Annotated in this window: 10 protein-coding genes; 3 read left to right on the plus strand and 7 right to left on the minus strand. The window is 37.7% G+C overall.

Translation table 11 applies throughout. The features are described from left to right. Positions 1–93 precede the first annotated feature (93 nt). Positions 94–807, minus strand: a complete 714-nt coding sequence (locus H9635_RS16555; protein ID WP_191701414.1) for a YjjG family noncanonical pyrimidine nucleotidase — start codon at positions 805–807, stop codon at positions 94–96. 134 nt (positions 808–941) lie between these two features. Between H9635_RS16555 and H9635_RS16560 the strand changes: the two genes are divergently transcribed. After that, entirely contained in the window at positions 942–1,712 is a 771-nt protein-coding gene (locus H9635_RS16560; protein WP_191701415.1) for a TSUP family transporter, read from the plus strand. A gap of 249 nt (positions 1,713–1,961) precedes the next feature. On the opposite strand, the gene H9635_RS16565 is transcribed toward H9635_RS16560, so the two are convergent. From H9635_RS16565 to H9635_RS16585, 5 genes are all read right to left on the minus strand, one after another. Then, positions 1,962–2,432, minus strand: a complete 471-nt coding sequence (locus H9635_RS16565; RefSeq protein WP_191701416.1) for a DinB family protein — start codon at positions 2,430–2,432, stop codon at positions 1,962–1,964. A 62-nt stretch (positions 2,433–2,494) separates the two neighbouring features. After that, positions 2,495–2,998 carry a DNA-deoxyinosine glycosylase gene (locus H9635_RS16570; RefSeq protein WP_191701417.1) on the minus strand — a complete coding sequence of 168 codons (504 nt, stop codon included), beginning with the start codon at positions 2,996–2,998 and terminating at the stop codon, positions 2,495–2,497. 146 nt (positions 2,999–3,144) lie between these two features. Next, positions 3,145–4,746 (minus strand): glutathione ABC transporter substrate-binding protein, encoded by a 1,602-nt coding sequence (locus H9635_RS16575; protein ID WP_191701418.1) that lies wholly within the window; start codon positions 4,744–4,746, stop codon positions 3,145–3,147. A 154-nt stretch (positions 4,747–4,900) separates the two neighbouring features. Next, positions 4,901–6,478 carry an amidohydrolase gene (locus H9635_RS16580; RefSeq protein WP_191701419.1) on the minus strand — a complete coding sequence of 526 codons (1,578 nt, stop codon included), beginning with the start codon at positions 6,476–6,478 and terminating at the stop codon, positions 4,901–4,903. A 17-nt stretch (positions 6,479–6,495) separates the two neighbouring features. Beyond that, entirely contained in the window at positions 6,496–7,002 is a 507-nt protein-coding gene (locus H9635_RS16585; protein WP_191701420.1) for a membrane lipoprotein lipid attachment site-containing protein, read from the minus strand. A gap of 566 nt (positions 7,003–7,568) precedes the next feature. On the opposite strand from H9635_RS16585, the gene H9635_RS16590 reads away from it, so the two are divergent. Both H9635_RS16590 and H9635_RS16595 read left to right on the plus strand, forming a co-directional pair. After that, positions 7,569–9,311, plus strand: coding sequence for an ABC transporter ATP-binding protein (locus tag H9635_RS16590; protein WP_191701421.1), 1,743 nt, complete (start codon positions 7,569–7,571; stop codon positions 9,309–9,311). Continuing rightward, a complete protein-coding gene (locus tag H9635_RS16595) occupies positions 9,308–11,044 on the plus strand; it encodes an ABC transporter ATP-binding protein (RefSeq protein WP_191701422.1) in 1,737 nt (578 codons plus the stop codon). Before H9635_RS16590 ends, H9635_RS16595 begins: the two co-directional genes overlap by 4 nt. Positions 11,045–11,097: 53 nt before the next feature. Here the strand turns inward: H9635_RS16595 and H9635_RS16600 are convergent, their stop codons facing one another. Next, entirely contained in the window at positions 11,098–13,293 is a 2,196-nt protein-coding gene (locus H9635_RS16600) for an MMPL family transporter (RefSeq protein WP_191701423.1), read from the minus strand. Positions 13,294–13,384 lie beyond the last annotated feature (91 nt).

Here is a 13,384-nt window from a genome sequence, read left to right on the forward strand (position 1 = left end):
GTACATTTTATACTCCATTTTAACAGACAACTGTACCCTTTTACTATGCACCTATAGACTAATTAAAATTGTAAACATATTCAAAAAACAATATTATACAGTGCTTTTTAAATGGCTTTCATTCTTTAAAATCGAAAGGAGCTGATCTAGCCTACTAATTTCATAAGTTGACACTATGGATTGTGGCGGTGCAACATACATTGGGTTTAACCAGCACGTATCAATACCTGCACGAGCCCCGCCAATAATGTCTGCACTATAGGAATCACCTATAATCAATGCCTTATTTAAATCGAAATTCGGAATATGGTCAAACACATAGTCAAAAAATTGCTTCATCGGTTTTTGATAGCCTGTATTTTCCGAGACGAAGATTCCTTTAAAATAAGGAGCTAGTCCCGTAACTTGGAGGCGTTTCATTTGTGTATCTGCCAAGCCGTTTGACGTAATGTATAAGTCATATTGAGGTGCCAATGTTTGAATTAATTCCATTGCCCCCTCTACGAACACTTTACTCTCTGTTAAATAACCGCGATATTCAGCATCCAATGCTCTTCCGTCTACTTCATAGCCAAAGTATTCAAAAGTTTTCCCAAAACGTGTTTGCATTAACTCTTCTCTAGTAACTAGCCCCTCTTCAAGTAAGCGCCATAAATTAGAGTTTATCTCACGATAGACACTTTCGATTTGTGGAGTTAATGGCAGCTGATGTGCTTCAAATAACTTCGGCAAAGCTATTTTTTCTGCTGCTTTAAAATCGAGCAATGTATCATCTAGATCAAATAATAAAAATTGATAGTCTTTCATTTATATACTCCGTTCCTACAAAGCTAATTTACTAACAATATCATAGTTATTATAAAATTTTAAGTATTTACACGAACTATGATTTTCGTTAGCATGACTATATTGGTTTAAATTAAGAAAGAAGGTTTTCCTTTATGGGATTCGAGCTGGACCCCCAACTCATTATTATTTTAATTTGCTTTGGTTTTTTAGCTGCTTTTATCGATTCTGTTGTGGGAGGCGGTGGTCTAATTTCCTTACCGGCACTAATGTTTGCTGGGCTTAGTCCATCTGCAGCCGTTGCAACCAATAAGCTTGCCGGAACAATGGGATCACTAACAAGTACTATTACTTTTTACCGTTCTGGAAAATTGGATTTTAAATCGGTAATGAAATACTTCCCTTACGTCTTTATTAGTTCTATGATTGGGGCATGGATTGTTCATTTACTAGATCCTAATCTATTAAAACCACTAATGCTTATTATGTTGGCTGCTGTAGCAATCTTCACCATTTTTAAAAAGGATTGGGGCAGTATTTCTGCAGTTAAGTCACTATCTAAGACAAAATATATGTTATTCTTCTTAGTCATTGCACTTATTGGCTTTTATGACGGCTTTTTGGGACCAGGTACAGGTTCATTTTTAATTTTTGCATTTTTAATAGTGGGGTATGATTTTTTAAAAGCTGCGGGCAATGCAAAACTTCTGAACTTTGGAAGTAATATTGGGGCACTTTTAATGTTTGTCTATTTAGGACAAATCAATTATACATATGGGCTTATAATGGGGGTTGCACAAATTTTCGGTGCAATTGTCGGTTCACGATTTGCCATTAAGCGTGGAAGTGGCTATGTTCGTGTTCTATTCATCATTGTCACAGTTACTTTACTTGCAAAAAATGCATATGATTACTTTTCGAATTAGGTTTTAGTAAAGAGACTAGGGCATAACCCAAAAATTGATTTCCATTCCGGGACGCTTTCCGCGGGCACGGCCTGAGCCTGTAGTCTCAGGCGTCGTGCTTTTCCCGCTGGAGTCGCCCTCCATTCCAATCAATTTTTTAAAATATCCCTTTCTTAATAAGGGACTTTACCTTATCCGATGAAATTTCTACTTCTGTCCCAACCTCTTTAATTTTATAAATTCCTCTGAAACATAGTCGGCGCTTATATATTACTGCATTTCTTTTGTTGGACCCATTACCGGTGGAACGTTTAAGCCTGCCTGGCGCAGTAATACAGTCATTTGACCAACATGATGTGTTTGATGTGCAATGACTTTACTCAATAAATCACCGCGCTGCATCATTCCTCCAAATGCAGGCACTTCCTCTAATAATTGCTCTTCCGTCAATGTGGCTGCTTCTTTTTTATAGGCTTCACGTACTAGCTCATATTTCTCAATGATTTCTTCCATTGTTTCAGGCTGTGGCATATCTGGTCCCGGAGCAGGAATTTGTAACCCTGCAAATTGACCAAATGCACCTGCTACACTCACTAAATGCCATGATAACCAACCTAGTGAATTGTGGTCATCGACAATCGCAATTTTCATTTTATCATTCGAAATTGCCTGCATTACTCTTAGTGCACCTTTTGAAGCTATTGCCCAATCTTTTACGAAATCTTCTGCTACACGATACATTTAAAACTCCCCTTTTATGATTATTTATACCAATCATACCGAACAACATAAAAATGGTCTATTTATAGATATTGCTGAATAATACGCCACGCTTCTACCTTTTCATCGAATGATTTTATATTTTTCCCTGGTATAGGGCTTGTAGACGGCATTTTCCCATATGAACGATCTTCCAAAACCTCTAGTCCCACATGCTTCTTAAATACTTCAAAACTTTTACCACCATTAAATAAGATAAGTTTAATTTGCGGATATTTTTTAAAAAGCGCTACAAAATCATTTGGAATTTCGTTTTTAATCGTCGCATCCAAGCTCCCTTTCCGGTCACAGCTTTTTATTGAATCCCATAAACCGATTCTATGTGTACGAAGAAGTCTTATTTTATCATTATAGTTTTCAGGGATACCTGTTGCTAATAGCCTCCCTATAATCGGCCAAAAATGATTTCTGGAATTACCGTAGTATTGCTGTTTTTCTAATGATTGTTTTCCTGGCATCGAGCCTATAATAAGCACATATGTCTTATCATCTACAATTGGAGGCAATACATTTTGTATAGGTTCCATCGTATCCCATCCTTTCTTGTAGATTTAGTATATTAAATACATACAGGACATGCCAAACATCAGGAAATAGTCATAAACTTTCACCCATGAAAAAGGCTACTTGCACACCGAGTGAGTTTCGTCGGTTGCAAATAGCACTTTTTTGCTTATTGATTAATTTGTACGTTTTGGATTTGGTAGATGCCTGTCGCGTCAACGGATAAACCTGTAACATTATTCGCATATCCTGTTAAGTATGCTTGGTGATGAATGAATGCCGCTGGTGCCTCTGTATTAATCATTTCCTGTACTTCCTTATAAATATCTGCACGTACCGCTTCATCTGTTTCAATACGACCTAGTTCCAATAATTCATCCAACTTCGCATTGCTATAGCGAGTACGATTGTTATTACCGATATCGGATGAGTGGAATAATGGGTAAAGTGCACCATCTGCATCCCCTGTAGAAGGCGCCCATCCTAGCATGAACATGTCATGATCTCCTTTGGATGTTTTTTCTAAATATGCACCCCATTCCATTACTTCAATTGTTGCTTCGACTTTCAATTGCTTCAATGCTTCTTGTAAAATTATTGCTATTTGTTGACGCTGTGGATTGTCATTCGTCCAAATCGCCGTTTTAAAGCCATCAGCAAAGCCTGCCTCCGCTAATAATGCTTTCGCTTCTTCTAAGTTTGTATCCTGTTTGGTTACATCTTCTGTATACCCCCATACCATAGGTGATAATGGACCAAAGGCTTGCACACCAAAATCATCAAATACTCCTTTAATAATTGCTTCACGGTCTAATGCTTTTGTGATGGCTTGACGAACTTTCGGGTTATCGAATGGTGCCTTTTCCGTATTGAAGCCTAAGTATGAAATAGATACGGAAGGTTGCTTTAATACTTGTGCAAACCCTTCTACTAGTGGTACTTCTGTTGGTTGCACTGGATCTATAATATGTGCATATCCAGCTTCTAAATCCGCTGCACGTGTTGCACTTTCAGGTACTGTTTTAAAGACCGCTGAATCGTAAGCAACTTGCTCACCCCAGTATTCTGTATTTTTCACTAAACGAATTTCCTGACCTGGTGACCACTTCTCTAATTTTAAGAAACCTGTACCGATAGGGTTCTCATTTCCGTAAGCACGTGCCTCTCCGCCATTTTCCATCCGTTTATAGTCTTCTTCAATAACAGCTGGGCTCATAATATTACCCCCTGGATGTGTTAAAGCAAATAATAGCGGTCCATACGGTTTCTCTGTTTTAATTTGAACTGTATAATCATCCACAACTACAATCTCTGAAATCGGTTCAAAGTTTGAAAGACGTGGCGAAGCGATATTCGGGTCAAGTAAACGGTCCAAATTCACCTTTACTGCTTCAGCATTAAATTCTGTGCCATCATGGAATTTTACCCCTTGGCGCAATTTTAATTGTAGAGTCAAATCGTCTACATATTCCCATGATTCTGCTAATAATGGCTCAATTTCACCAGTCTCAAAGTTTCGAACAACTAATGTTTCGAAAATATTGCGTTGTATATTTGACGAAGGAATATCATTTGAACCGTGGGGATCCAATTCTACTGCCTCTGAAAGCACTTCTATTACTAACTCGCCCCCTTGAGCATCTGTCTTTTCTGTAGTTTCATTTGTAGCTGCTTCATTCTTCTCTGATGTCGCATTTTCATCACCGCTACATGCGGCTAACAATAAAAGAAAAGAGAACGTTAATAACATCCAAAACCTATGTAACTTCATTTTTAACACTCCTTATATAACTGAATTTTCAATTTTTTATATCATAGCTTTTTATAGAAGACATTTCAATGTTTTTTCATATATGTTTACTTGGATTATTTTTCCCAAAACTAAAAGAACCACAGGTAGTCTGTGATTCTTTTAATTTTATTATTTATTTTTGGTATACTACATTACCTGCAACAACTGTTTTTAATGCAGTTGTTTGTAATATTTCATCGGCAGTGCAATGTAATAGATCTTTATCTAGTATTGTAAAGTCTGCATCGTATCCTGAGCGGATGTAACCCCGTTCATTTTCTTGACAAATGGCCTCAGCACTTCCCACAGTGTACATTTTTACGGCTTCAAAGCGTGTTAGCTTTTGTTCAGCACCATATCCGTCATGCGTATCTTCTAGCTTTTTACGTTCTACTGCTGCATAGATTGTTTCAAATGGACTAATGGCTTCTATCGGCGCATCGGTTCCTGCCGCGCACATTAAGCCTTCTTCACCAAAAGTCTTCCATGCATACAAATGACCAGAACGGTTTTCCCCCAGCTTTTCAAGTATCCATGGGAAATCTGACGTTACAAAAGCAGGCTGTAAATCCAAAATAACAGACAGCTTTTTTATTCGATTTAGCTGCTCTTCCGATACGAGACAGCAATGAATGAGGCGGTCACGCTTTCCTTTAGCAACCGGGTATTTCTCTAAATATGGTAATACTTGTTCCATACTACCGTCTCCAATAATATGAATGGCTACTGCTTCCCCGTATTTTCTCGCTAATTGAATAAGGGCTTCCAGTTGTTCATCTGTATGAATGAGCATACCTTTATTATCAGCTTCATTTACATATGGTTCCAGAACTGCAGCTGTCGAGCCTCCAAAGGATCCATCAGCAAAAATCTTCATTGCACCGGGCTCGATAAACGGTTCATCAAATGACACATTATTTATAACCATTTCTTCAAAGACTGTATGGTGACGCAATAAATTGACACGGAAATGTTTTTTGCCACCAACAACACGCTGATAAGCTGTTAGTGGATTGGTATACTGTCCAAAATAGGCCATTTCCTCGGTATGTCCGCCTGTTAATCCATAAGATTGCATATGTTCAATGGCCAGTTGAAGGTAATGCTCCAAACTAGCAATATAGCTTTCTCCTTCTTGCTGGAAAGTAGACGAAACCAAATTCATAGCTTGCTCATACAGTAAGCCATTCAGCTCGCCATTTTTATGCCGCCCCAATTTTCCGCCTTCCGGATCTGGTGTGTCTTTTGTTACACCTGCTAATTGGAGTGCTGCTGAATTTACTAATGCAACATGGTGACAAACGCGATTGAGGAATATGGGTTTGTTAGTGATAGCATCTAGTTCTTCTTTTGTTGGTATTTGACCATCTATAAATTGATTATCATTCCAACCATCGCCCATTAACCATTGCCCTTCATCAAGCAGACTTGCCGCATTCTGTACAAGTTCCAAAATTTCCTTTCCACTCTTCGCCTGCGTTAAATCCAGTCGCATTAACTTTGCGCCATGCCCAATCATATGCAAATGACTATCGACAAAGCCTGGATACATGAATGCGCCTTGTAGATCGATAATTTCATCAGCCTTTTCCTGTAATTGATCGAAATCTCCTGTTTCTATAATTTTGCCTTCATGAACAAGTACAGCCTGAACTGTACTTCCTTCTTGTTCCATCGTATAAATCGTGCCATTTGTCCATAGTTGTTTCATCTCCCACAATCCCCTATCTACATATCAAATTCACTTCTTAAGTAAGGCTGTCCTATGTTCATATGATCCAATGCCGGTTCATACGAGCCTTTATGAATAAATGTAATTTCATCAATATCCGATAAATTTTCGAAGTAAGAGCGTGCTAATGTTTCTACGAACATTCTCGCTCCAGCAGAACCTTGAATAGTATAAATATCGTCGCCTAAATTTAACACTAAGCTTTTACTCTCAGTTTCTAGTGTATAATCCAATAGCTCTACGTCATGCTCATTTACTTCCTCGAAAATAAAAGGTACTAGGTTTCCTTCATCGCCTTCAAATTCTTCTTCAAATGGAACTGTATTTTCAGCATTTGCATCTGATTTATATAAAGTAATCATTTTTTCCTCTACATTTGTATCACCTTGAGTTACATCATCTGTAGTATTTCCCGGGACATTATTTGTTATATCTGTTGTATCTTCCGTCCCACATGCTGCCAGCACAAATATAAGTAACAAAGTAAAAAATAGCTTCTTCATTGTTGGACCACTCCTTTTGATGTGTTACTTCCACGATAACGAATATACTCTCAATTTTCAAACTTTTATAATAATAAAGTTGTATTTTATAGGAATTCGCGCCTTAAACCATAAAATCCCAATACTGAATATAAATTGTTTTCAAAATATATTGACAATGATAATTCGCTCTAATAATATTAAGGAACACTAAATAAATTGGAACAAGGAAAGGAGATTAGGGGCATGAAGACAACACCTTTAGATGTACACGTTTCAAAGCGACAACTTCATATTTCCCTTTTCCGTACTTTTGTTTTAATTTAGCTTGCACTTTTAAATAAAGGGCACGGATTTGGACTTCCTTGTGCTTTTTTTCGTAATGACACCTTTTCGAAAAATCGAAAGAGGTGTTTTTTTGTTGGATAAAGGCTTTTAAATGTTCTAAATCCAGGAAAACAGTGCTACTTAGTGAAAAAATTCAGGAGGGCTTTGTATGACAATCTTTATGCGAAAACTATTAAAAACGGATCGATTCGATGATGGGTAGCCAATGCTACAAACTTTATAGAAGGAAGGTATAAGTAATGTTTAATGTGTTTGTGAAATTAAAATGGTTTTTTAAACAGTACCGTAAGCAGTACACCGTTGCTATTACGCTATTGATAATTGCAAGTTTTATAGAAGTATTACCACCTTGGATTTTAGGTGAAGCCATTGATGTTATGACCGGTGGCGATATGGATCAGGCACAGCTTCTTAAGTATGTCGGATTTATTCTGGCAGCTGCAATCGCAAGCTATGGATTAAACTTCTATTGGCAATACCAGTTATTCGGTGGTTCAATTGCACTGGACCGAATATTGCGAAAAAAATTAATGCATCAATTTCTGCAAATGACCCCTACATTTTATGAAAAAAACCGTACAGGGGACTTAATGGCTAAAGCTACAAATGATTTAAATGCCGTCACTCTAACAGCAGGATTTGGTATCATGACGCTAATTGATTCGACGGTGTTTATGGCACTTATTATTTTGGCAATGGGCTTCTTCATCTCCTGGAAACTAACTTTCTTTGCAATGCTCCCAATACCGGTCATGGCAATCATTATTCAATATTTAGGTAAGATTGTCCATGAGCGTTATATGATTGCACAAGGTGCGTTCGGTGAAATGAATGACAACGTTTTGGAATCTGTTGCGGGAACACGTGTTATCCGCGCTTACGTCCAAGAAAGTAAAGACGAAGAACGTTTTGAAGAGATGAGCGAAAATATCTTTGTTAAAAATATGCGCGTTGCCTATATTAATGGTCTTTTTATGCCAATTACAAAAATCGGAACAGGAGTCTGTTACGTTATCGCGCTTGGGTACGGAGCCGTCCTTGTATCAAATGAGGCGCTAACAGTCGGTCAACTTGTATCCTTTAATGTGTATTTAGGGCTTGCAATCTGGCCAATGTTCGCAATTGGCGAGCTGATTAACGTCATGCAGCAAGGAAGTGCATCTCTTGACCGTGTACAGGATACATTAGAGTATGAAGCAGATGTTAAAAATCCAAATGCTCCAATGAATCATAACGTACCCAATTCAATTGGTTTTTCTGAGTTTACTTTCCAATACCCTTTATCTCAGGTAAAAAACTTACAGCAAATTTCATTGAATTTACAAAAAGGGCAAACTCTTGGCATTGTCGGAAAGACAGGTGCCGGAAAAACAACCTTCATTCGCCAGCTATTGCGTGAGTACCCGTTAGGAGACGGGCAAATTATTATTAATAATACCGATTTGGCACATATGACGAAGGAACAAATTTTAGATTGGATTGGCTATGTACCACAAGATCATGTGCTATTTTCTCGTACCATTCGTGAAAATATATTGTTCGGAAAAGAAGATGCATCATCAGCAGATATTGATGAGGCTATTCGCTTAGCAGACTTCGAAAAAGACTTAGCGAATTTACCACTAGGCATCGAAACACTAGTAGGGGAAAAAGGAGTATCCTTATCCGGCGGACAAAAACAGCGTGTTTCAATCGCACGTGCACTAATTAAAGATCCGGAAATTTTAATTCTGGATGATTCCTTATCTGCGGTAGATGCCAAAACAGAATCAAAAATAATTGAAAATATTCAAACAGAGCGCGCTGGGAAAACAACTATCATTTCAACTCACCGCTTATCAGGAATTCAGCATGCGGATGAAATAATTGTACTGGATGATGGTTTTATCGTTGAACGGGGTACACATGAAGAGCTTCTACGCTTAGGTGGTTGGTACAAAGAGCAATTTGACCGCCAGCAGCTTGAGGAGGTAAAACAATGAGTACATCGAAGCGACTGTATCTTTATGCTTTAAAATTTAAAAAGCCGATTTTAATCGGATTATCATTATTAACAATTGCTGTTGCAACAGATATTGCAGGTCCATTTATCGCAAAATATATTATCGACCACTACATGGAACCAGGTAATTTACAGGCAGAGCCAATTGCGATTTTATTATCGATTTTCTTCTTGTTATCCGTGCTGACTGCTGTGTTCCGTTATTTAATGTTCATCTTTTTACAACGGGGTGCAAACTTTGTCATTCAACAGCTACGGAAAGATGTGTTCGGACATATTCAAAAGCTACCAATTGAATACTTTGATAACTTGCCAGCCGGTAAAGTAGTTGCCCGTGTCACAAATGATACAGAGGCTATTCGAAACCTTTACGTAACCGTACTTTCGCAATTTGCGAACAGCTTTATTACCATTGCAGGGGTATATATAGCTTTATTTATTTTAAATTGGAAAATGGCGCTTTTTGCCCTAGTGCTCATTCCAATCGTCTATATTTGGATGATTTTATACCGTAAATTTGCTTCACAATACAATCATGTCATTCGTACAAAAATTGCCGATATTAATGCGATGATTAATGAATCGATTAATGGAATGACAATTATTCAGGCTTTCCGCCGCGAAGATCAGATGAGACTTGAATTTGATGAGATGAACGATGAGCATTACCAATACAACCGTAAACTTTTATTATTGGATTCTGCGACTTCACATAACTTAGTAAATATTTTACGACTTGGTATGTTCGCTGTATTCGTTTATTACTTCGGTACACAATCGATGACATTGCCTGAAGCAGTATCAGCAGGTACACTTTATGCATTTGTTGATTATATTACACGTCTATTCAATCCAATTACTAACTTGGTCAATCAATTTTCGCAACTGGAACGTTCACTTGTAGCGGGTACCCGTGTATTCGAGTTACTTGATCAGCCGGGAGAAGAAGTAAGCAAAGAAAGAATTGAGCGCTACAAAGGAAATGTTGTATTTGATCATGTTTCATTTGCATACAAAAATGACGATTATGTATTAAAAAATATTCACTTTGAAGCAAAGGAAGGCGAAACTATTGCACTTGTTGGTCATACAGGCTCAGGAAAAAGTTCAATCATGAATTTGTTATTCTGCTTCTATGACCCACAAAAAGGACGTATTATCATTGATGGGCAGGATATTACAAAGCTGCCTCGACAAGCAATTCGTGAACATATGGGTATTGTATTACAGGACCCGTATTTATTTACCGGAACGATTGCATCAAATGTTAGCTTGAATGATGCGCGTATTTCACGTGAGATGGTTGAAAATGCACTGGAGGCGGTCGGTGGTGACCGTGTTTTATCAAAATTCGAAAAAGGAATTGATGAACCAGTAATCGAAAAAGGAAGTACCCTTTCATCTGGTCAGCGCCAATTAATCTCATTTGCACGGGCATTAGCATTTGACCCAGCCATTTTGATTTTGGATGAAGCAACATCTAATATTGATTCTGAAACAGAAGAGATTATTCAGCATGCGATGGATGTACTAAAAAAGGGACGGACTACTTTCATCATTGCACATCGTCTTTCTACTATTAAAAATGCAGATAAAATTTTAGTATTAGACCGTGGTGAAATCGTTGAGCAAGGCAGCCATGATGAGCTAGTTGCACTTGGCGGCAAATATGAATTGATGTATCGATTACAATCAGGTTCGTTAATTTCTTAAAAGCAAAAGGTGCGGTCCGGAAATTCATTTCGGACAGCACCCTTTTTCTATTTTTATAGCTTTTTATTTGGCCAATAAGACCATTTTCCAAATACCGTAATAATGGCTGGTACAAGCAACGGACGTACAACAAACGTATCCAGTAATACTCCGACTGCCGTTACGATACCGAATTGAACTAATAATTGAATCGGTAATGTAGCTAATACTAAGAATGTACCCGCTAAAATTAAACCTGCCGAAGTAATAACTGCTCCAGTCGATGCAATACCATTCACAATTGCCTCACGATGAGCAATACCACGCTTTCGGTTTTTCCATATATCTGAAATCATGAATATATTATAGTCATTTCCTAACGCAATAATAAATACAAAACTATATAACGGAATTGCACTTGCCATCGCTTCATGTCCTAGACCGTAATGGATTATTAACCAACCTGCGCCTAAAGCTGAGAAGAAGGAAATCAAAACAGTTACCATCAGTTGAATCGAAGTAATAAGGGCACGTAAGTAACCTAGTAAGACGATGAAAATAATGATAATCATAACAGGTTGAATAATATTTTCATCACCTGATTGTACAACCTTTGTATCTAATTGGGCGCTTGTTTCGCCCCCTATCCAGAACTGACCATCTTCCAGATTATTTTCAGTTAAAATCGACTTCACATCATCCTTCATCTGTTCAACATCATCCATTGCTTCATTTGAATATGGATTTTTATCTAAATCTATTTCATAAAGCTGAATATTATTATTTACATCACCTGTACGCATTTCTTTAACAATGCTTACGTAAGGCAAACCTAATAATTGTTCTGTAATATTAATATCTGTTCCTTCTGAATCCACTAAAAGCTGTACCGGAGCTAGTTCGCCCGGTGTGAAGTTATCTTCAATAATTGTAAAGCCTTCACGTGAAGGCATATCTTCCGGGAATGAAGAAATTAAATCATAATTATATTTAATATTCGTTGAAGCGAAAGCTAAACCAATCAAAATTACACCTGCAATAACAATAACAAGCCATGGTTTTGTCGTTACGAATTCACCGACCGCACGCATATAACGGTGATTTGGCTTTCGAGGCTTATATGGTTTATTTTTCTTTTCCGCATGTGCTTTTTCAGCCGATTCCGTACGTGGAACGAATGGCCAAAATGCTGCACGACCTAAAATGCCGAGTACTGCCGGCAATAATGTGACAACGGCAAAACCAGTTATTAATACACCGAAACTAAATGGAACAGCGAATCGCTGGAAAGCACCATAGTCCGCTAAAGCCAGTGTTGCTAAACCGATTACTACAGTTAAACCACTCATCACAATGGCACCGGTAGATTCACGTACTGCCATAGCTAACGCCGTAAATTTGTTTTCTTCTGTTAATAATATGTCACGGTAACGTGTAATTAAGAATAAACAATAGTCTGTACCCGCACCAAATAGTAGGACAATCATAATCGCTACTGCCTGCGCATCTTTATCGATCCAACCGTTTTCTGCCATCACCCCTAATAAAGGACTTACAACTAAATATGCAATCCCAACAACAACTAAAGGAATAATAGCTAAAATTGGAGAACGGTAAATTAATAATAAAATGACTAAAATAATAATCACAGTGGCAATCATAAGTTGAACATCAGCTGCTTTAAAAAGATCCGTAGCATCAATTGAGATTCCAACCGGTCCCGAGAAACGCGCATGTAATCCTTCATCTTCCAGGTTCGACTCATATGGATTTTCACCAAACTGTTCTTCCGTACGTTCTTTAATAATTGCTAAGTTTTCTTTTAATACATCTGTATTTTTATCTGGGGAGAAAAATACAGGTGTTACAAGTGCTGCTCCATTTTCCGATAACAAGCCCATCAATGCTTGAGCCGGAAGTTCATGGAATGGCGGAATAGATTCCTGCCCATTTAGTGGATCATCTGCAAGTTGCTTGTATAACCCTTGGATATTTGTCAAATCCTGTTCTGTAATTCCTGATTCGTTATACCAAGTAATTAATAATGGAATTCCACTATCTGAAGCAAATTCTTCTTCTAAAATCTTTCCTGCTTGTATTGATGTATATGTTTCTGGGATTTCATCGCCCGCAAAATTTTCTACACTATTAATTTGCGGAAATATAAGTGCAAATGTAACAGCGAATACAATCCATAGTCCTACAACTATCCAGCGTGTATTCTTGCCGCCCATTGCACTTCCCCATTTTTCTAATGGATGTTTTGACACAATACAACCCCCTTCTCCCACTTTTCTATTTACCATTTTTTACTAATAATCATACCCTACAAACAATACCCTCATACATGGTTATACAAAC

This window comes from Solibacillus faecavium (assembly GCF_014836905.1).
Taxonomy (GTDB): Bacteria; Bacillota; Bacilli; order Bacillales_A; family Planococcaceae; genus Solibacillus; species Solibacillus faecavium.

Excerpts from the sequence above, each read along its gene's own strand:
- H9635_RS16565 (WP_191701416.1), bottom strand. The coding sequence starts at position 2,432 with ATGTATCGTGTAGCAGAAGATTTCGTAAAAGATTGGGCAATAGCTTCA.
- H9635_RS16585 (WP_191701420.1), bottom strand. The coding sequence starts at position 7,002 with ATGAAGAAGCTATTTTTTACTTTGTTACTTATATTTGTGCTGGCAGCA.
- H9635_RS16555 (WP_191701414.1), bottom strand. The coding sequence starts at position 807 with ATGAAAGACTATCAATTTTTATTATTTGATCTAGATGATACATTGCTC.
- H9635_RS16590 (WP_191701421.1), top strand. The coding sequence starts at position 7,569 with ATGTTTAATGTGTTTGTGAAATTAAAATGGTTTTTTAAACAGTACCGT.
- H9635_RS16575 (WP_191701418.1), bottom strand. The coding sequence starts at position 4,746 with ATGAAGTTACATAGGTTTTGGATGTTATTAACGTTCTCTTTTCTTTTA.
- H9635_RS16580 (WP_191701419.1), bottom strand. The coding sequence starts at position 6,478 with ATGAAACAACTATGGACAAATGGCACGATTTATACGATGGAACAAGAA.
- H9635_RS16560 (WP_191701415.1), top strand. The coding sequence starts at position 942 with ATGGGATTCGAGCTGGACCCCCAACTCATTATTATTTTAATTTGCTTT.
- H9635_RS16595 (WP_191701422.1), top strand. The coding sequence starts at position 9,308 with ATGAGTACATCGAAGCGACTGTATCTTTATGCTTTAAAATTTAAAAAG.
- H9635_RS16570 (WP_191701417.1), bottom strand. The coding sequence starts at position 2,998 with ATGGAACCTATACAAAATGTATTGCCTCCAATTGTAGATGATAAGACA.